The organism is Roseixanthobacter glucoisosaccharinicivorans (assembly GCF_043195095.2).
Lineage (GTDB): Bacteria > Pseudomonadota > Alphaproteobacteria > Rhizobiales > Xanthobacteraceae > NCEH01.
In genome coordinates, this window is record NZ_CM195538.1 from 3,400,191 (window position 1) to 3,418,350 (window position 18,160).

Below are 18,160 nucleotides of genomic sequence, written 5' to 3' on the forward strand. Positions count from 1 at the left end.
ACGCTTACAATTTCACGGGATAGCCGATTTCCATGGTGCGGCCCCGGGGTAGGCCGAAGCGGTCGACCGAACGTTCCGCATTGCGCGCCAGAAACGCGAACACATGGGCCACCACGTCGCGCAGGCGGAAAATCTCATCGGGCGGGATGATGCGCTCGTGGCCGATGACATAGATCGCCTCGTCCGGATCAATGCCGCGCGCGCTCAGCGCCGGGCCGAGCACCGAGGGCACGTCGATCTGCTGCATATAGCCGAACCGCAGGTCCACCTGCACGAAGGTTCCATCCAGCACGGTCACGCGCACGCGCTCTTCCAGCGAAACCCGGGGCCGCGCCACGATCCAGACCGAAACCACCACCGCCTTGTTGAAGCGGATCTTCATCACATCGGCCATGCGCGAGAGCGCCACCGGCGTCATGGCGCCGGCGCGGGAGAGGAAGATCGCGGTGCGCGGGCTCACCCCGTCGCTCGCGCGCTCCTTGCGCGCCACGAAGCCGTCGAGCGGCTCGGTGAAGCGCACCTGCTGGGCGACCACGCTTTCCAGGCCGCGCCGCCAGCTCACCATGACGAAAATCACGATGCCGGCGATGGTCAGCGGCAGCCAGCCGCCATCATGCAGCTTGGTGAGGTTGGAGGTGGCGAAGGCGGCATCCAAGGAGAGCAGGCAGACGCCGAGCAGGATCACCGCCGGCTTGGGCCAGCCCCAGGCGCGACTCACCTGGGCGATGAACAGGATGGAAGTGGTCACCATGGCGAACGCCACCGCGATGCCATAGGCGGAGGCGAGGCGATCCGATGCCTCGAAGCCCAGCACCACGGCGATGCAGGCGATCATCAGCAGCCAGTTCAGCCGGCCCACATAAATGTGCTGCTCATTGTGCTCGCTGGTATAGCGGATGCGCATGGGCGGCAGGTAGCCAAGCTCGATCGCCTGCTTGGCCAGCGAGAACACGCCGGTGATGATGGATTGCGAGGCGATGACCGTGGCCGCCGTGGCGAGCAGCAGCAGCGGGATGTCGATCGGGTCCGGGCATAAGTCGAAGAAGGGATTGCGCACCGCGCTCGGATCGGTCAGCAGCATTGCGCCCTGCCCGAAATAATTCAGCAGCAGCGCCGGCATGGCGACCGCGAGCCAGGCGCGCGCGATCACCTTGCGGCCGAAATGGCCGAGATCCGCATAGAGCGCCTCGCCGCCCGTGATGGCCAGAAAGCAGGCCCCGAGGATCACGCCCGCAAGGCCGGGATGGTCGATCAGCAGCCGCAGGCCGTGGCGCGGATCGAGCCCCACCAGCACCTCCGGGGCCTTCACGATGCCGTAGATGCCGATAATGCCGATGGCGCTGAACCAGAGCAGCATGATCGGGCCGTAGAAACTGGCGATCTTGTCGGTACCCGCGCGCTGCGACAGGAACACGCCGAGCAGAACCGCCACCGTGAGCGGCACCACCCATTGATTCAGTTGCGGGGCGATGACGCCGAGGCCCTCGATGGCGGAGAGCACCGACATGGCCGGGGTCAGCACGCCGTCGCCGATCAGCATCGCCGCGCCCAGCAGGCCGGCGGCGAGCAGATACCACCGCATGCCGAGCGCGCTGCGATGCAGGTCCAACAGCGTGACCAGGGCGAGAATGCCGCCCTCCCCGTCATTGTCCGCGCGCAGCACCAGCATCACGTATTTGATGGTCACCGAGAGGATGATGCTCCAGGTGATGAGCGACAGCAGGCCGAGCACGTCTTCGGGCAGGAAATTGGTGCCGCCCACCGCCAGCACACCTTGCTTGAGGGCGTAGAGCGGGCTGGTGCCGATGTCTCCGAACACCACGCCCAGCGCCCCGATTTCGGCGGCAAAGGGCAGAATACGTTTTCGATCGCGGCTCACACTCAGGGACATGTCGCTGGATCCGCGCGCTTAACGAGGGGGCCGTGACAGAAGGGAGCAGCGGCGCAGACAACGACCCGGCAGGTCGCTTCGGCGCCATCCCGCGCGCCGCGATTGATGGTCATAACCGTCCAAGGCAGCCCCCCAGCAGCGCGCGACCGCAGCGAGCCGCAGCCGCTTCACACCTAGCTCTCTTCGCGAATGATGACAATGCGGGTCTCTGCCCCAAGGGCCGCGAATAAATCCCATTTGGAGCAAGCGTGCCGGGCGCGGCGTGCCGGGCGGCGGCGACAAGATGGCGCAAAGCCCCCTAAACGGCTGTGCCCCGGGCTCTCGCGAGCGCCGGGGCACAGAATCACGCAGGCACCGCATCACGCAGGCACCGCGGCCGGACACCCGGCCGCGCCGGCCTCAGTAGCGATAGGTCTCGGGCTTGAACGGGCCTTCCTGCGGCACGCCGATATAGGCGGACTGCTGGTCCGACAGCTTGGTGAGCTTCACGCCGATCTTTTCGAGATGCAGCGAGGCCACCTTCTCGTCCAGGGTCTTGGGCAGCGTGTAGACCTTCTTCTCATACACGCCCGGCTTGGTGAACAGCTCGATCTGCGCCAGGGTCTGGTTGGTGAACGAAGCCGACATCACGAAGCTCGGATGGCCGGTGGCGTTGCCGAGGTTCACGAGGCGGCCTTCCGACAGCAGGATGATGCGCTTGCCGTCGGTGAACTCGACCTCGTCGACCTGCGGCTTCACATTGTGCCACTTGAAGTTCTTCAGGCCTGCGACCTGAATTTCGCTGTCAAAATGGCCGATGTTGCAGACGATGGCGCGATCCTTCATGGCCCGCATGTGGTCCACGGTGATCACGTCGAGGTTGCCGGTGGCGGTCACGAAGATGTCGGCGCGCGTGGCGGCGTCTTCCATCGTGGTCACCTCGTAGCCTTCCATCGCGGCCTGCAGCGCGCAGATGGGATCGACTTCGGAGACCATCACGCGGCAGCCGGCATTGCGCAGCGAAGCGGCCGAACCCTTACCCACGTCGCCGAAGCCGGCGATCATGGCGACCTTGCCGGCCATCATCACGTCGGTGCCGCGGCGGATGCCGTCCACCAGGCTCTCGCGGCAGCCGTAGAGATTGTCGAACTTGGACTTGGTGACGCTGTCGTTCACGTTGATGGCGGGCCACAGCAGCGTGCCCTTCTTCTGCATCTCATAGAGGCGATGCACACCCGTGGTGGTCTCTTCCGTCACGCCGCGGATGGAATTGGCGAGCGTGGTGTACCAGCCGTGCTTGTGCTTGAGGCGGCGCTTGATGGCCGCGAACAGCACTTCTTCTTCCTCATTGGTGGCGCCTTCGAGGAAGGCGGTGTCGCCGCTTTCCGCGCGCTTGCCGAGATGCACCAGGAGCGTGGCGTCGCCGCCGTCGTCCAGGATCATGTTCGGCGCGCCGCCGTCGGCCCATTCGAAGATGCGATGGGTGTATTCCCAGTATTCCTCAAGGCTCTCGCCCTTGATGGCGAACACCGGGGTGCCGGCCGCGGCGATGGCGGCGGCGGCGTGGTCCTGGGTCGAATAGATGTTGCACGAGGCCCAGCGGACATCGGCGCCGAGCGCCTTCAGGGTCTCGATGAGCACGCCGGTCTGAATGGTCATGTGCAGCGAGCCGGCGATGCGCGCGCCCTTGAGAGGCTGGCTCGGGCCGTATTCGGCGCGGGTGGCCATTAGGCCGGGCATTTCGATCTCGGCGATATCCAGTTCCTTGCGGCCCCAGTCGGCAAGATTGATGTCTTTCACCACATAATCGGCGGTCATGTCGTCTCTCCGTCCTGGTGCTGCGGCCTGCCGGTGCAGGCATCTCATCTTATGGCCAGCCCTCTAGCACGGGCGCCACCGATGGGCAATCAACATATAAAGAAATGCTTATATGTGAGAAAAGCCAGATTGGCCACCACTTTAAGTCATCGCAGGTCAGCCTTGCGCGGAGCAGCCTCGCGAAGCCGGCGCAGCGCTTTGATTTCATCGGTTTTTGTGTTATACAAGCCTTTACAGTCGATTGCTTTTCCAACCAGCCGCGTCGCGCGTGCACTTAATAGCGCATTCTCGGGAACATTGGGGCGAGACATCAGGCATCCGGCCGCGAAGGCGGTTTGGGTGTGTACGCGTGGTTGTAGTCATCGACTGACATGAGCGGGCCGTCGGGCGAACCGGCCGCGGCCCAGTCGCCAGCGCAAGGTGCGCCATCGCCCGGGTCATACCGGAAACGAGCGCTCGCGCGCCAACACGATCCGGCCGCTGGCCGGGTCAGGAGTGGTCAAGAGCATGTCGACAAAAAAGAGCGCCCAGGCCCGCCTTGGTTTCAAGACGGGCGAGCACATCGTGTACCCCTCGCACGGCGTCGGTCGTATCATGGCCATCGAGGAGCAGGAAGTCGCTGGCTTCAAACTCGAGCTGTTTGTCATATCTTTTGAGAAGGACAAAATGACGCTCCGCGTACCGGTGCCCAAGGTGGCCACGGTGGGCATGCGCAAGCTGTCCGAAGCCCCCGTTGTCGCCAAGGCGCTGGACATTCTCAAGGGTCGCGCGCGCGTCAAGCGCACCATGTGGAGCCGCCGCGCCCAGGAATATGAAGCGAAGATCAATTCCGGCGACCTGCTGGCGATCTCCGAAGTCGTGCGTGATCTCTATCGCTCCGACGCTCAGCCCGAGCAGTCCTATTCCGAGCGCCAGCTTTATGAAGCCGCTCTGGATCGCATGGCGCGCGAGCTGTCTGCGGTGGAGAACATCACCGACACCGAGGCGGTGAAGCTGATCGAGCAGAACCTCCAGAAGGGCCCCCGCCGCGGCGCTGCCAAGGGCGAGGAAGCCGATGCGGAGGTCGAAGCCGACGCCGAGACCGATCTCGAAGCCGAAGAAGCCGCCTGAGCGCGGCTGCATCGCTTCCGTTCGAGCCCGTGTATCGAACATCAAGGCCCGGCTTCTGCCGGGCCTTTTCTTTTGGGGCAAACCCAGGCGAGCCCGATTCGGCGCATGCGCCTTGCCGCAACGGCATAATGGACAATCGCTCAACGGCGATTCACACTCGCCTCACCCCATCACATGCCGGGACTGAACACCTCTCCTGGTCCAATCCTCAGTCTGGGAAGGTGCCGGCGCTGTCGACGATCTCTGTCGGCACGCCTTCAAGGGTGTCCCGAATTTCGTGGCTCATCAGATTAGGATCGCCGCCGGCCGGCTTCGAAAAAGCACGGCGGCGACAGGAGCGGCACCATGGATTACGTAAAACTCGGACGCACGGGACTTGAGGTCTCGCGCCTCGCCCTCGGCTGCATGACCTATGGCGCGCCCGATCGCGGCAACCACGCCTGGACCATGAACGAGGAACAGAGCCGCCCGCTCATTCGCCAGGCGCTGGAACTCGGAATCACCTTCCTCGACACGGCGAACACCTATTCCGACGGTCATTCGGAAGAAATCGTGGGCCGTGCCATCAAGGATTTCACGCGTCGCGAGGACGTGGTGCTCGCAACCAAGGTCTATAATCGCATGCGCCCCGGCCCCAATGGTGCCGGCCTGTCGCGCAAGGCGATCTTCGATGAGATCGACGCCAGCCTGCGCCGCCTCGGCACGGATTATGTGGACCTCTACCAGATCCACCGCTGGGACTACACGACCCCCATCGAGGAAACCTTGGAGGCGCTGCACGACATCGTGAAGGCGGGCAAGGCGCGCTATATCGGCGCCTCCTCCATGCATGCTTGGCAGTTCGCCAAGGCGCTCTACACCTCGCGGGCGAACGGATGGACCCAGTTCGTCAGCATGCAGGATCATCTGAACCTGCTGTATCGGGAAGAAGAGCGGGAAATGCTGCCCCTGTGCGCCGACCAGGGCATCGCAGTGATTCCCTGGAGCCCGCTGGCGCGCGGCCGCCTCACCCGCTCCTGGGACGAGACCAGCGAGCGCCAGGAGAGCGATGCGGTCGGCAAGAATCTCTATGCCCACACCGCCCAGGCGGACCGGCAGGTGGTGGAGGCGGTCGCGGCGATCGCCGAGGCGCGCGGCGTTCCCCGCGCCCAGGTGGCGCTGGCTTGGGTCGCGCAGAAGAAGCCGGTGACGGCGCCCATCATCGGCGCGTCGAAGCCGAACCACCTCACGGACGCGGTGGCGGCGCTCTCGCTCGCGCTCACCGAGGCAGAGATCGCGACGCTCGAAGCGCCCTATGTGCCGCACCGGGTGGCCGGCTTCCAATAGTCTGCCAATAGAGGGGGCGGCCGGCCCGGCCGCCCCCTCAGTGCATCAGCCGAACAGCTTGGCCGCAGTCTTGGCGACGATCTCGCCCTGGTGACGCGCGCCGGCCAGGTCGATCTCGGACGGCTGGCGCGAGCCGTCGCCGGCGGCGATCGTGGTGGCGCCGTAGGGCGCGCCGCCGACGATCTCATCCACACTCATCTGGCCCTGGTGGCTGTAGGGCAGGCCCACGACCACCATGCCGAAATGCAGCAGATTGGTGATGATGGAGAACAAGGTGGTCTCCTGGCCGCCATGCTGGGTGGCGGTGGAAACGAAGGCCGCGCCCACCTTGCCGTTCAGCGCGCCGCGCATCCACAGGCCGCCGGCCTGATCCAGGAACGCCGCGAGCTGCGACGACATGCGGCCGAACCGCGTGCCGGTGCCGATGATGATCGCGTCATAATGCTCGAGATCGGCGATGTTGGCGACCGGAGCCGCCTGGTCGAGCTTGAAATGCGCGCCTTTCGCAATCTCGTCCGGCACGGTTTCGGGAACGCGCTTTACGTCCACCTGCGCACCGGCCGCGCGGGCGCCTTCGGCGACCGCATTGGCCATGGTCTCGATATGGCCGTACGAGGAATAATACAGAACCAGAACCTTAGCCATTTCGGCCTCCAGGGCGGGAAGCGGCAGGCGCCGCGGAAAGTGGCCGCACACTCGCACCGCAAAACATCTGGATCTAGCCGAATAATCTGAACGATAATGATCGAGATTTTCGAATAGATATCCGCGCGCGCGGCCGGCGGAGCGCGGCTTCGCGGGGTCACGTGATACCCGTTAGAGGACCTTCGGATGGCCGATCCCGGAACGCCCACCTTCGATCAGCTGGCGGTTTTCCTGGCGGTGGTCGAAACCGGCAGCTTCGCGGGCGCCGCGCGCAAGCTCGGCCGGGCCACCTCGGTCATCAGCTATTCCATCGCCAATCTGGAAGCCCAGCTCGGCGTCTCCCTGTTCGATCGCGACACCACCAAAAAGCCGCGGCTCACCGAAGCCGGGCGCACTGTGCTCGGCGAAGCGCGGGCGCTGGCCAATGGCATGCATGCCCTGCGCGCCAAGGTGAAGGGCCTGCTGCATGGGCTGGAATCGGAAATCCATCTCGCGCTCGACGTCATGCTGCCGGCCGCGCGGGTGGTGGACGCGCTCAAGGCCTTCAACGAGGCTTTTCCCACCGTGACGCTGCGCCTTTATGTGGAGGCGCTCGGCGCCGTGACGCAGATGGTGCTCCACCGGCAGGCGAGCATCGGCGTCAGCGGCCCGCTCGACTTCGGCCTCGACGGGTTGGAACGGATCGGCATCGGCGCCGTGGAACTGGTTCCGGTCGCATCGCCCAGCCACCCGCTGGCGCTGGCGCCGCACAATCCGCCCGGCGCCGGGCGCGACCATATCCAGCTGGTGCTGACCGACCGCTCACCCCTGACCGAAGGCATGGACCTCGGCGTCATCGGCACCCGCACGTGGCGTCTGGCCGATCTCGGTGCAAAGCACACCTTGCTGCGCGAGGGCATCGGCTGGGGCAACATGCCCCTGCCGCTCGTCCAGGAGGATCTGGAATCCGGCCGGCTGGTGAAGCTGCACATGCCCGACGCCCAAGGCTCGCCTTATGCCCTGCAAGCCATCTACCGCACCGATACGCCGCCGGGCCCCGCAGGCGCGTGGCTCATCTCCCGCTTCGAACAGCAGGCACGGCAGAGCGAGGACGGATCGACATTCAGCGGCATGGGGGATGATCGAGGCGCCTGACGGCAGATGGCGCGATTGTCATTCATCGACCAGTCGTCATGGCCGGGCGCGTCCCGGCAATCCACGCCGCGCCGCCGGCGCAGGCCTTGAAACGCCGGCACCAACGGTGCCGCGTGGATGCACGGGACAGGCCCGTGCATGACGATGCTCCGATGCACTCCCGCCAAGCCATGAATGGCGATTGGTCCTAGATGCGGGGACGCCCAAGATGCAGGCATCCCCCTGCAGCGGAGCGCATGGCACGCCCCGCCGTCCACCCTTTCAGGCCGCGACGGCCACCGGCTGAGATAAGGCGAGGGCCGTATCGAAATTCGCCGCCCAGCGCACGGCGTCGCCATCCGGGCCAAGGCCCATGCGGCGCAGGACCTGTTCGGTCTGCGGGGCCAGCCCGCACAGGATCACCTGCGTCCCCCCATGCCGGCAGCGCCGGACGAACTCGACGATGGCGCCGACCCCGGTGGCGTCGATCATCGGCACCTCTTCCATGCGCAGGATGAACACGCGCGGCATCTGGCCGATCTGGTCCAGGACCTCGGAGAGATGCGCCGCCGCGCCGAAGAACAGCGGGCCGCTGACATCAAACGCCTCGACCCCCGGCGGCAGCAGGGCGCGCACGTCGCCCTCCCCGTCCTCGCCGGTGGAGAAGACCTCCACGCGCGTCATTGCCGCCATCCGATGCATGAAGATGACCGCCGCCAGCACCACGCCCACCGCGATCGCCACCGTGAGATCCACCGCGACCGTCAGGCCGAGCGTGGAAAGCAGCAGCAGGCGGTCGCCAATGGGAGCGCTCATGAGATGACGGATCTTGCCGATCTCGCTCATGTTCCAGGCCACCACCATCAGGATGGCGGCAAGGCTGGCCAGCGGCACATAGACCGCGAGCGGCGCCAGAAGCAGCATCACCGCCAGCACGAACACCGCATGCATCACGCCGGACACCGGCGTGCGGGCCCCGGCGCGGATATTGGTCGCGGTGCGCGCGATCGCCCCGGTTGCAGGCAGGCCACCGAAGAGCGCGGATGCGGAATTAGCGAGGCCCTGGGCCACCAGTTCCGCATTGGGCCTGTGCCGCCCGCCGGTCATCCCGTCCGCCACCACGGCGGAGAGCAGGCTCTCGATCCCGGCGAGGAAGGCGATGGTGAGCGCGCTCGGCAGCAGATCGCCGATGCGGGCAAATGTGACTTCCGGGAAGCTCGGCGTGGGCAGCGCCCCGGAAATGCCACCGAACCGCGAGCCGATGGTATCCACCGGCAGTTTCAGGAACATCACCGCGAGCGAACCGAGCAGCACCACGATGAGGAAGCCCGGCGCCTTGGGCGCCACGCGCCGCAGAACGAGGATGAGGGCGAGCGCCGCGACGGACAAGGCGGCGGTGGCGAGCGAGACCGTGGGGGCGGCCTTTATCAGCGCCTCCCACTGACCGATGAACTCGGCCGGCAGATGGGCGATGGTGAGCCCGAAGAAATCCTTCACCTGGCTGGAAAAGATGATGACCGCGATGCCGGCGGTGAAGCCCGTGACCACCGGCTCTGGAATATAGCGCATGAAATTGCCGAGCCGGGCAAACCCCGCCACCATCAGGATCACGCCGGCCATGAGGGTGGCGAGGATGAGCCCGTCATAGCCATGGGTCGCGATCACATTCGCCACCACCACCACGAACGCGCCGGTGGGGCCGCCGATCTGATACCGGCTGCCACCGAAGGCCGAAATGATGAAGCCGGCCACCACTACGGTGATCAGGCCCTTGTCCGGGCTGGCGCCGGAGGCGATGGCCAGCGCCATGGCGAGCGGCAGCGCGACGATCGCGACCGTAAGGCCGGATACGGCGTCGGCGCGCAGGTCGCTGAGCCGATAGCCCTGCGCGAGCGCAGTCACGAGCTTTGGAACGAAGCCCTGCCTCAGGGATCGCCGCCCCGGGCCGGCCACCGGCCCTGCCACATCGGTCATCTCATGTTCCCCATATCGGCCCCGGCGCCGGCATGCGAGAAAACGAACGCACGCGGACGTGAAACCAGGGCAACATCAATGCCCGTCGAGGCCGCGAAGCGCGGCCCAGGCAGGAACACGGCTCCCTAGCATTAAGTTTGGGCGCGGTGGGGTAAACATTCATGTACCAAATCGTCACAGAAGTGTGTTAGTGTTTAGAATGCCGATTTGTAGCGCGCATCTAGAACGATCCGTGAAGCAATTTGGCTGTGTCCATTAGGCTGCGAGGCGAGAAACGGGTAGCGGACTTGAGGGTGTTTTGAAACTTCTTTTGAGTTGTTCCAAAACGTGTTCAGCACGCATCAGCAAGTTTAGCAATGGTGGATGGCCCTAGCCAGTATTGGCGACCTGACCTCAACGGAAATACACATGAGCCGTAACCGAGACTTCCGAGAGCCGCGCCGTCGTGGCTTTGATGACGACTTCGCCGCCCCGCCGCGCAGCAGTTTTGGAGGGGGCGACCGCCCCTTTTCTTCGCCGAGCAGCAGCTTCAGTGCTCCGGCTCCGTCTGGTCCGCCAATCGACGCCACCGTCAAGTGGTTCAACCCTGAGAAGGGCTTCGGCTTTGTCGAGCTCTCCGACGGTTCCGGCGACGTGTTCCTGCATGCGCGTGCCCTCGAGGCCGCCGGCCAGGAAAGCGTTCCTCCGGGTTCCAAGCTGAGCGTTCGCGTCGGCCAGGGCCAGAAGGGCCGCCAGGTCACCGAAGTGCTCGAAGTCGATACCTCGACCGCCGAGGCAGCCCCTCCCCGCCGTGAACGCACGGGCGGTTTTGGTGGCGCGCCCCGTTCCGGCGGCTTCGGCGCTGGCGCCGGTGCTGGTCCGCGTGCGGCCTCCGGCCCCACGGAAGAGCGTGTCGGCACCGTGAAGTGGTACAATCCCGATAAGGGCTTCGGCTTCATCGCGGTCGAAGGCGGCGGCAAGGACGTGTTCGTCCACGTCACCGTCGTGTCCCGCTCCGGCCTGGCCGATCTGGCCGAAGGCCAGCGCGTCGTGGTGCAGGTGGGTCAGGGCCCCAAGGGTCCCGAAGCCCGCGGCATCGAAGTCGCCGACTGATCACAGAATTTGAGGCGGGATTTCCCGCCTCGCTTTTCGAGACGGGCGTGGCCTCCGCGGCCGCGCCCGTCGTCGCATATATCAGGGATACAGCGTAAAAATGGCGCAGCAAGCCGAGGCAGATCTCCAGGGGCTCCTCGATAAATTGAAAAAGGCCCAGCGCGAGCTTCTCCTCAACGCCGCTCGGTCCGCGACTTTCCCCTCGGATGGCGCCTTGCGCAAGATTTCCGAATTGGAAGGCGCCATCGCCGCGACCGAAGCGCTTCTTCAGGAATCCATGCCCAGACGTTGACCGGGCGATGGACGCACGGCCATCGGGCACCCCCGCGTGTGCCCGACCGGGACAGGCCGACAAAAGCCCCATTCCCCTGCGAGCCCGTTGAACGAACAGAAAAGGCCGATCCGCGTTGCGCGGCCTTTACGCGCGGATAGCCTCCTGCTTCCCGCCAATCCTTAGATTGTGGCGCCACGCGCCTCATTGCGCACGTCGCGGGCTTGGATTTTCCCGCCCCTTACTCCGCCGCCCCGGCATCGGGATCGCGGTGCCTGGCATCGCCCCATGCTCCGGCCGCATCGTTCGCCCCGCCCTTATCCGAGCGAGGCCCGCGCCGCAGCCGCGCCTGTCTTCAGCTCGCCCGCTCCACCAGAAGCTTCGCCACCGCAGCGCGCAAGTCCGGAAGTCCGGCACCGGTGTGGCTGGACGTCGCGAAAACATGCGGATAGGCGGCCGGGCGCTTACGGATTTTCGCTTCGGTTTCCGCCAGCCGCTCGGGAAAGGCGCTCGGCTTCACCTGGTCCACCTTGGTAAGGACGATGGCGTACGACACCGCCGCCTTGTCCAGCAGGTTCAGCACATCCTCGTCCACCGGCTTGATGCCGTGGCGCGCGTCGATCAGCACGAACACGCGGGCGAGATTCACGCGGCCGCGCAGATAGTCGAGAATGGTCTGCGTCCAGGCCTCGACCTTCTCCTTGGGGGCCTTGGCGAAACCGTAGCCCGGCATGTCCACCATGGTGAGCTGGGGACCGACGCGGAAGAAGATCAGCTCCTGCGTACGCCCCGGCGTCACCGAGGTCCGCGCCAGCGTCTTGCGTCCGGTCAACGCATTCACCAGGCTCGACTTGCCCACATTCGAACGGCCCGCGAAGGCAATCTCGAGCCCCAGCATGGGTGGGAGGAACTCCACCGTCGGGGCGGCGGTGAGGAAGTTCCATTCCGCGGCAAACAGAAGCCGCCCCTGTTCGAGGAATTGCGCGTCCAGGTCTGTCGAAAGCTCGGTCATGCACGGCTTATCCGCCGGACCGGCGGGTTTCGCAAGTCCGACGCGGTGGAAGCGAGTGCGGTCCGTGCCCTACCGGCGTCTTGCGCCCTACCTTTGTTCGCCTCGCGGCGCCGGAGCGGGCCACAGGCTCATCCTCTGCGCTGTCCGATCGCGGTCCACCAGCCAATGCTTCACCGCGCCAGCCACATGCAGGGCCAGCACCGCCAACAGCAGATAGGCCAGCGTCGCGTGCACCAGACTCATGGCCGCATTCAGATCGGCGTCAGGCGCCACGAGATCGGGCAAGGTGAAAAGATTGAACGGCCGTGTCGGCAGATGCAGCGGCGATGAAGACACCACCAGCCAGCCGGTGAACGGCAGGGCGAGCATGAGCACATAGAACAGCGCATGGACGATCCGTGCCGCAGCCGCCTCAAGCCGCGCGCGGCGGCCGATCGCCGGCGGCGAGACGGGATGCGCCGTTCCCACGCGCAGCGCGAGCCGCAGCGCCACCAGCGGCAGAACCAGAACGCCGAGCGACTTGTGCCACTGATAAAGAGCGAAAGTCTGCCCGAGATCGAACGTGCCATAGGCCATGGCCAGCCCGAGCCCGAGCAACGCCATCAGCAAAGCCGCCATGGCCCAATGCAGCCACCGCAGCGGCAGGCTCCAGCGCGCGGGCAGCCCTGCTGACACCCCTTGTCCGCTCATCGCGCGGCGGCCTGCGCATAGACGGTGATGCGCACATCATCCGAGACCAGCGGCAGGCCGCCGGTCATACCGAAATCCGAGCGATGGATCGCCCCAACCACCTGGAAGGCGAAGCCATCGCGGCTCCCGGCGCGATGCTGCGCCACGTTCACATCGAACGCCTCCTCGCGCGTCACGCCCAGCAGCGTCAGATTGCCGACCACCTCCACCGTCTTGTCGTCGAGCTTGCGCACGCGGGTGGAGACGAAGGTGATGTCTGGGTAGCGTGCGGAATCCAGGAAGCCAGGGCCACGGACATAATCGTCCAGAACGGGCGCCTGCGTGTCCAGCGAGTTCGAGCCCACGCGAAACATCACCTTGCTGCGCGCGGGCATGTCGAAATCAATGTCGAGATCGGCGGAGAAGCTGCGGAACATCCCCTTGGTCACGGGATAACCCTTGGCACCGACCTCGAAGCCGATCCGCGTCGCCGACGGGTCCACGGCGAAGGACACGGGCGCCGCGGCCGCAGGTGCCGCGCAGAGCAGAAGGCCGATACATCCAAGAACCCGCAGCATCGTCATGTCCTTCATTTTCGATGGAAGGACCTTACCTTTCCCGCGTGCGGAACTAAGGCGGGAGCGTGGGATTGGCGTGGATCGGCATCAAACATGGGTGAAGCGCCCCACCGTCAGATGGAGCGCTTCAGCTTTTACACGAAAACCTTGCTTGAAGGATTTGGCGCCTACCCTTTGGCGGGTGCCTTCTTCTTGAAGGCATTGCGGATATTGTCGAACAATTCAATCTTGACGCCGTTGCGCTTCATGATGGCCGTCTGCTGAAGCACCGAAAGTGTGTTGTTCCAGGCCCAGTAGATCACCAGTCCGGCCGCGAAATGTGCCAGCATGAACGTAAAGATGATCGGCATATAGTTGAAGATCATCTGCTGGGTCGGATCCGGCGGGGCCGGGTTCAGCTTCATCTGAACCCACATGGTCACGCCCATGATCAGCGGCCAGGCGCCGAGCATCAGATAGGAGCCGACCACCGGCACGCTGCTCGGATCCCAGGGGATCAGGCCGAACAGGTTGAACACGGTGGTGGGGTCGGGCGCCGACAGGTCGCGGATCCAGCCGAAGAACGGCGCGTGCCGCATCTCGATGGTGACGAACAGCACCTTGTAGAGCGCGAAGAAGACCGGGATCTGGATCACGATCGGCAGGCAGCCGGCGATCGGATTGATCTTCTCCTTCTTGTACAGCTCCATGGTGGCCTGCTGCTGCTTCACCTTGTCGTCGGCGAAACGCTCGCGAATGGCGGCCATCTCGGGCTGCAAGGCCTTCATCTTGGCCATGGAGGTGTAGGACTTGTTGGCGAGGGGGAAGAAAATCCCCTTCAGCATCACCGTCACGATCAGGATGGCGACGCCGAAATTGCCGACCACATGGAAGATCCAGTCGATCACCTGGAACAGCGGCTTGGTGATGAAGTAGAACCACCCCCAGTCGATCAGCCGGTCGAACCGGTCGATGGCGTAGCGCGTGGCGTATCCGTCGACCACCGCGACCACCTTGGCGCCGGCGAACAGGCGGGACTGGGACGCCACGCTCGTGCCGGGCTCGACGGTCTTGGCGGCGGCGAGATAATCCGCCTGGAAGGTCGGGACATTGCCGACCGTCGAGGTGGAGAAGCGGGCATCCACGGCCACGCTCTGGTCGGGAATAACGGTCGCGGCCCAATATTTGTCGGTGATGCCGAGCCAGCCGCCGGTGGATTTGAACAGGTTCGGCTTGGCCGCGTCCATCTTGGCGTAGGTGACTTCCTGCAAGCCGGCATCGCCGAGCACGCCAATCAGGCCTTCGTGCAGGATGTAGAAGCCCTGGGTATGGGGAACGCCGTGGCGCGACACCAGCGCGTAGGGATAGAGCGTCACGGCGGCAGCGCCGTTGTTCACCACCTCGTCCTTCACCGTGAACATATAGAATTCGTCGATGGCGAAGGTGCGCTTGAAGATCAGGCCCTGGCCGTTGTCATAGGTCAGCACCAGGGGCGTGTTGGGCGTCAGGGCCGCGCCGGCAGGGGCGGTCCACACCGTGTCCGGGCCAGGCAGCGCCACCGAGGCGCCGGGCGCGGCGGTCCAGCCGAATTCCGCATAGAAGGGATTGGGTGCGCCCGAGGGCGAGAGCAGCACGATGATCGGGCTCTTGGGGTCCACGGTCTCGTGATATTCGGCGAGCGAGATATCATCCGCCCGGCCGCCCTTCAGCGAGATGGAGCCTTTCACGCGGGGCGTGTCGATGGCGACGCGGGGCGAAAGAGCGAGCGCCTGTTCGCGGGTCAGCGCCCGCCCGGGGGTGCCGGCCGCGTGGCTCGCCGGCGCGGTCACGCCATCTGGGCCGGGGGTCGCCGAGGCGGCGGGAGTCTGGCTCTGCTGATCGGCCTGCTGCTGCGCCTGCTGAAGCACGCGCTGCTGCTCGGCGACCTGCCGCTGTTTCTCCGCCTGCGGAATGCCGATGAAATATTGCCAGCCGAGGAGGATCGCCAGGGACAAGCCGATGGCGATGAACATATTGCGATTGTCGGTCATGCCTGGCGGGCTCCGTCGGCGGGGGCGGACGTTTCTTTGGTTCTTGGCTTTCCGGCGCCATGCAGCCGGGACACGGCGCGCTCAAGATCGCGCACCAGATCCGGAAAGGGCGCGTGCAAAGCGTGCAGCCGCGCCACCATCACATAGTCGAAGCCCGGGCGGGCCTTTGCCGGCAACACCTGCCGCGCCACTTCCCGCAGTCGGCGGCGGATGCGGTTGCGCACGACGGCATTGCCAACCTTCTTGGTAACCGTCAGGCCGATCCGGGCTTCGCCCTGGTCCTTGCGGTCACGCCCCTGCAGAAGGAAGCCCGCGACACCGGCACGTTCTGCCTTTGCCGCGGCTAGAAAATCACGCCGCTTGAGGAGCCGATCCAAGATGAACAGCTCCGCAGGCGCAGGTCACGCCGAAAGGCGCTTGCGGCCATGGGCCCGGCGGGCAGCGATGATCTTGCGGCCATTCATCGTCGCCATGCGCGCACGGAAGCCGTGCCGACGCTTGCGCACGAGCTTGCTCGGTTGGTAGGTGCGCTTCACGGTTCTTGTCTCCGGAGTTTTGACGGCGACATCCGCTATCCTGAACCCTTTCCATCGGCCGAAGCCTTTGGCGCCCAACCCGATATCAATCGGGAATAAAGCAAGGTCCCAGGAGCCGGAGCCGCCCGAGTTCGGGGTCGGCTTATAGGCGGCGAAGGGCCGCGCGTCAACGCCCTTGGGTTGATTGGCCGGCGCTGTCCCCGGCTGTCGACACGACATCGGCCGAGGTTTCGTGAGCGTCGGCGGGGCCCGCCGCACCCTCCCCCGCCGGCTCCCGGAGCTCGGGCGCGGAGCCGTCCTCGACCGGCACTTCGGGCTTCGCCGCGGGATTTTCCCCAACGCCCTCAAGGGGTGAGGCTGGCCCCGCAGGGCCGGCGGGCAACGGGCCGATGCTGGACGGGGCATCGGCGGTGCCGTCGCGCAGCACATAAGCGAGCATGCCGCGCGCAACTTCCCGTTCGCCCATGATGATAAAGCCTGCCCCACCCTGCCGCAGGTGCTCCACCTCCGCATCGGAATGCGCGCGGGCGATGATTTCGAGGCCCGGATTGAGCGCCCGCGCCTTGCGCAGCACGCTCGCGGCCTCAAAGCCGTCGGGAATCGCCAGAATCAGACGCTGGGCGCCGGGCAGATTCGCCGCCGCCAGCGCTTCGGGCGCGGCGGCGTTGGCGGGCAGCACCTCGATTTGCGCGCGGCGCAGCGCTTCCACCGCGTCTCCACCATCCTCGATCACCAGGAATGGAATGCCGCCGCCGCGCAGCCCCTCGGCGATCAGCCGGCCGACCCGTCCATAGCCGACCAGCACGGTGTGCCCGCTCTGAAGCGTGGGCACGAGCGCGGCCGGCTGTTCCTTGGCCTGGCGCTCCACCGCCGGCTCGGCGGTCTTGCGTGTCAGGCGCGGCCGCAGCCGGTCCAGGGCCATGAAGAAGAACGGATTGATCAGAATGGAAAGGATCGCCGCCGCCAGGATCAGGTCACGGCCGGCGGCCGGCATCAGCCCGAGGTCGACACCGAGCGCGGCGAGGATGAAGGAGAATTCGCCGATCTGCGCCAGGCTCGCCGAAATCGTCAGCGCCGTGAGCTTCTCATAGCCGAACACCCGCACGATCATGTAGGCGGCCACCGACTTGCCGATGATCACGACCAGCAAGGTGCCGAGCAGTTCCAGCGGCTCGCGCAGCAGGATCGAGGGATCCACCAGCATGCCGACGGAAACGAAGAACAGCACCGCGAAGGCATCGCGCAGAGGCAAGGTTTCCTCGGCGGCGCGGTGGGACAGCGGCGATTCGCTCAGGACCATGCCGGCGAAGAAGGCACCGAGCGCGAACGACACGCCGAACAGCAGGGCCGAGCCATAGGCGACGCCCAGCGCGATCGCGAGCACGGCAAGGCGGAACAATTCGCGCGAGCCGGTGTGGGCCACCGAGTGCATGATCCAGGGAATGACGCGCCGACCCACCACCAGCATCAGAACCACGAACGCCGCGACCTTGCCGATGGTCAGGCCGAGCGTGTATTCGATATTCGACGAGCCGAAGAGCGCCAGCGCCTCGCTGTTCGCCACGCTGCGCCCGCCGAGTGCGCCGGACATGGCCGGCAGCAGAACCAGCGCCAGGACCATGGCGAGGTCCTCGACGATCAGCCAGCCGACCGCGATGCGCCCCTGTTCGCTCTCCAGAAGCCGGCGCTCCTGGAGCGCTCGCAACAGCACAACGGTGCTGGCGACCGACAAAGCGAGGCCGAACACCAGGCCGCCGCCGAGGCTCCAGCCCATCAGGTGCGCCAGCCCCATGCCGAGAACGGTCGCCACCGCGATCTGTACCACCGCGCCGGGAATGGCGATGGCCTTCACAGACAGCAAATCCTTCAGCGAAAAATGCAGGCCGACGCCGAACATCAGCAGAATGACGCCGATTTCGGCCAGTTCGGTCGCCAGGTGCTGGTCGGCGACGAAGCCTGGAGTGAACGGCCCGGCCACGATGCCGGCAAGCAGGTAGCCGACCAACGGCGAGACCCGCAGGCGCTGCGCCACCGCCCCCAGGATGAAGGCCAGGACAAAGGCCATCACGATGGTTGCGATCAAAGGAGTGGCGTGCGGCACGATCAGGCTCCGGCGCTAAGGCATTGAATGAGCGAG

The 18,160-nt window shown here is 65.6% G+C and carries 17 protein-coding genes; 5 read left to right on the plus strand and 12 right to left on the minus strand.

Going from position 1 to position 18,160, the window contains the following annotated elements; translation table 11 throughout:
- Positions 1–4: 4 nt before the first annotated feature.
- The 3 genes from V5F78_RS15755 to V5F78_RS15765 all read right to left on the minus strand — a co-directional run bounded on the left by V5F78_RS15755 (position 5) and on the right by V5F78_RS15765 (position 3,999).
- Positions 5–1,891: a potassium transporter Kup gene (locus V5F78_RS15755; protein WP_394066948.1), complete on the minus strand. Its 1,887-nt coding sequence runs from the start codon at positions 1,889–1,891 to the stop codon at positions 5–7.
- A gap of 399 nt (positions 1,892–2,290) precedes the next feature.
- Positions 2,291–3,688: an adenosylhomocysteinase gene (ahcY, locus tag V5F78_RS15760; protein WP_394066950.1), complete on the minus strand. Its 1,398-nt coding sequence runs from the start codon at positions 3,686–3,688 to the stop codon at positions 2,291–2,293.
- Positions 3,689–3,834: 146 nt separating this feature from the next.
- Entirely contained in the window at positions 3,835–3,999 is a 165-nt protein-coding gene (locus tag V5F78_RS15765; RefSeq protein ID WP_394066952.1) for a hypothetical protein, read from the minus strand.
- 196 nt (positions 4,000–4,195) lie between these two features.
- On the opposite strand from V5F78_RS15765, the gene V5F78_RS15770 reads away from it, so the two are divergent.
- Together V5F78_RS15770 and V5F78_RS15775 are read left to right on the plus strand one after the other, a co-directional pair.
- Complete coding sequence (locus tag V5F78_RS15770; protein ID WP_394067829.1) at positions 4,196–4,798, plus strand: CarD family transcriptional regulator; 603 nt, start codon at positions 4,196–4,198, stop codon at positions 4,796–4,798.
- Positions 4,799–5,143: 345 nt separating this feature from the next.
- Entirely contained in the window at positions 5,144–6,124 is a 981-nt protein-coding gene (locus V5F78_RS15775; protein WP_394066954.1) for an aldo/keto reductase, read from the plus strand.
- A 45-nt stretch (positions 6,125–6,169) separates the two neighbouring features.
- Here the strand turns inward: V5F78_RS15775 and wrbA are convergent, their stop codons facing one another.
- Positions 6,170–6,769: an NAD(P)H:quinone oxidoreductase gene (gene wrbA, locus V5F78_RS15780; RefSeq protein WP_394066956.1), complete on the minus strand. Its 600-nt coding sequence runs from the start codon at positions 6,767–6,769 to the stop codon at positions 6,170–6,172.
- A gap of 186 nt (positions 6,770–6,955) precedes the next feature.
- Here wrbA and V5F78_RS15785 point away from each other — a divergent pair, with 186 nt between their 5' ends.
- Complete coding sequence (locus tag V5F78_RS15785) at positions 6,956–7,903, plus strand: LysR family transcriptional regulator (protein ID WP_394066958.1); 948 nt, start codon at positions 6,956–6,958, stop codon at positions 7,901–7,903.
- A 261-nt stretch (positions 7,904–8,164) separates the two neighbouring features.
- Here the strand turns inward: V5F78_RS15785 and V5F78_RS15790 are convergent, their stop codons facing one another.
- Positions 8,165–9,856: a SulP family inorganic anion transporter gene (locus tag V5F78_RS15790; protein ID WP_394066959.1), complete on the minus strand. Its 1,692-nt coding sequence runs from the start codon at positions 9,854–9,856 to the stop codon at positions 8,165–8,167.
- Between the two features lie 408 nt (positions 9,857–10,264).
- On the opposite strand from V5F78_RS15790, the gene V5F78_RS15795 reads away from it, so the two are divergent.
- Both V5F78_RS15795 and V5F78_RS15800 read left to right on the plus strand, forming a co-directional pair.
- Positions 10,265–10,948: a cold-shock protein gene (locus V5F78_RS15795; RefSeq protein ID WP_394014807.1), complete on the plus strand. Its 684-nt coding sequence runs from the start codon at positions 10,265–10,267 to the stop codon at positions 10,946–10,948.
- Positions 10,949–11,048: 100 nt separating this feature from the next.
- Entirely contained in the window at positions 11,049–11,240 is a 192-nt protein-coding gene (locus V5F78_RS15800; RefSeq protein WP_394066961.1) for a hypothetical protein, read from the plus strand.
- 334 nt (positions 11,241–11,574) lie between these two features.
- On the opposite strand, the gene yihA is transcribed toward V5F78_RS15800, so the two are convergent.
- The 7 genes from yihA to ybaL all read right to left on the minus strand — a co-directional run bounded on the left by yihA (position 11,575) and on the right by ybaL (position 18,124).
- Positions 11,575–12,231, minus strand: coding sequence for a ribosome biogenesis GTP-binding protein YihA/YsxC (yihA, locus tag V5F78_RS15805; RefSeq protein WP_394066963.1), 657 nt, complete (start codon positions 12,229–12,231; stop codon positions 11,575–11,577).
- An 87-nt stretch (positions 12,232–12,318) separates the two neighbouring features.
- Positions 12,319–12,906 (minus strand): cytochrome b, encoded by a 588-nt coding sequence (locus V5F78_RS15810; protein WP_394066965.1) that lies wholly within the window; start codon positions 12,904–12,906, stop codon positions 12,319–12,321.
- Between the two features lie 11 nt (positions 12,907–12,917).
- Positions 12,918–13,478 carry a YceI family protein gene (locus tag V5F78_RS15815; RefSeq protein WP_394066967.1) on the minus strand — a complete coding sequence of 187 codons (561 nt, stop codon included), beginning with the start codon at positions 13,476–13,478 and terminating at the stop codon, positions 12,918–12,920.
- 167 nt (positions 13,479–13,645) lie between these two features.
- A complete protein-coding gene (yidC, locus tag V5F78_RS15820; protein ID WP_394066969.1) occupies positions 13,646–15,487 on the minus strand; it encodes a membrane protein insertase YidC in 1,842 nt (613 codons plus the stop codon).
- Positions 15,484–15,864 (minus strand): ribonuclease P protein component, encoded by a 381-nt coding sequence (gene rnpA / locus V5F78_RS15825; RefSeq protein ID WP_394066971.1) that lies wholly within the window; start codon positions 15,862–15,864, stop codon positions 15,484–15,486. The genes yidC and rnpA overlap by 4 nt, the downstream gene beginning before the upstream one ends.
- Positions 15,865–15,888: 24 nt before the next feature.
- A complete protein-coding gene (gene rpmH / locus V5F78_RS15830; RefSeq protein WP_348846609.1) occupies positions 15,889–16,023 on the minus strand; it encodes a 50S ribosomal protein L34 in 135 nt (44 codons plus the stop codon).
- 166 nt (positions 16,024–16,189) lie between these two features.
- On the minus strand, positions 16,190–18,124 hold the full coding sequence (ybaL, locus tag V5F78_RS15835) for a YbaL family putative K(+) efflux transporter (protein WP_394066973.1): 1,935 nt from the start codon (positions 18,122–18,124) through the stop codon (positions 16,190–16,192).
- Positions 18,125–18,160 lie beyond the last annotated feature (36 nt).

Excerpts from the sequence above, each read along its gene's own strand:
- V5F78_RS15815 (WP_394066967.1), bottom strand. The coding sequence starts at position 13,478 with ATGCTGCGGGTTCTTGGATGTATCGGCCTTCTGCTCTGCGCGGCACCT.
- V5F78_RS15775 (WP_394066954.1), top strand. The coding sequence starts at position 5,144 with ATGGATTACGTAAAACTCGGACGCACGGGACTTGAGGTCTCGCGCCTC.
- V5F78_RS15800 (WP_394066961.1), top strand. The coding sequence starts at position 11,049 with ATGGCGCAGCAAGCCGAGGCAGATCTCCAGGGGCTCCTCGATAAATTG.
- ahcY (WP_394066950.1), bottom strand. The coding sequence starts at position 3,688 with ATGACCGCCGATTATGTGGTGAAAGACATCAATCTTGCCGACTGGGGC.
- V5F78_RS15770 (WP_394067829.1), top strand. The coding sequence starts at position 4,196 with ATGTCGACAAAAAAGAGCGCCCAGGCCCGCCTTGGTTTCAAGACGGGC.
- V5F78_RS15785 (WP_394066958.1), top strand. The coding sequence starts at position 6,956 with ATGGCCGATCCCGGAACGCCCACCTTCGATCAGCTGGCGGTTTTCCTG.
- V5F78_RS15755 (WP_394066948.1), bottom strand. The coding sequence starts at position 1,891 with ATGTCCCTGAGTGTGAGCCGCGATCGAAAACGTATTCTGCCCTTTGCC.
- V5F78_RS15790 (WP_394066959.1), bottom strand. The coding sequence starts at position 9,856 with ATGACCGATGTGGCAGGGCCGGTGGCCGGCCCGGGGCGGCGATCCCTG.
- V5F78_RS15765 (WP_394066952.1), bottom strand. The coding sequence starts at position 3,999 with ATGTCTCGCCCCAATGTTCCCGAGAATGCGCTATTAAGTGCACGCGCG.
- yihA (WP_394066963.1), bottom strand. The coding sequence starts at position 12,231 with ATGACCGAGCTTTCGACAGACCTGGACGCGCAATTCCTCGAACAGGGG.
- V5F78_RS15795 (WP_394014807.1), top strand. The coding sequence starts at position 10,265 with ATGAGCCGTAACCGAGACTTCCGAGAGCCGCGCCGTCGTGGCTTTGAT.
- yidC (WP_394066969.1), bottom strand. The coding sequence starts at position 15,487 with ATGACCGACAATCGCAATATGTTCATCGCCATCGGCTTGTCCCTGGCG.
- wrbA (WP_394066956.1), bottom strand. The coding sequence starts at position 6,769 with ATGGCTAAGGTTCTGGTTCTGTATTATTCCTCGTACGGCCATATCGAG.